The following is a 299-nucleotide window of genomic DNA, read 5'->3' as shown; positions in this document are numbered from 1 at the left end:
CAAGAGGCATCTGATGGCCGTGCGCGGCCTGAAGATCGTCGAGATCAAGTAAGGGGTGAAGCAAATGGCTGAACGGATGATGGGACACACGGCGCGCCTGATCTGCGAATCCCTCGCGCAGACGCCGAACATGACGGCGAACCAGGTCGCAGCAAGCCTCGATAAGACATTCGAGGCGATCAAGAACCCGCTGCGCAAGCTCATTGCCGAGGGCTATATCAAGCGCGGACAGCGTGGCAAAGACGGTTTCCCCATGTGCCTCACTGGGAAGCCGTTCCCGCCGTCGAGCGAGAACGCAC

General features: G+C 60.2%; 1 protein-coding gene. It reads left to right on the top strand.

All coding sequences use genetic code 11. The features are described from left to right. Positions 1-64 precede the first annotated feature (64 nt). Positions 65-299: hypothetical protein (locus SB754_RS19755; RefSeq protein ID WP_410784088.1), on the top strand; the 235-nt coding region annotated here is incomplete at its 3' end.

The sequence above is a fragment of the Leifsonia sp. SIMBA_070 genome (assembly GCF_046534635.1).
Lineage (GTDB): Bacteria > Actinomycetota > Actinomycetes > Actinomycetales > Microbacteriaceae > Leifsonia.
The sequence above is the reverse complement of the archived record's forward strand: the minus strand, read 5'-3'. Positions and strand labels throughout refer to the sequence as shown.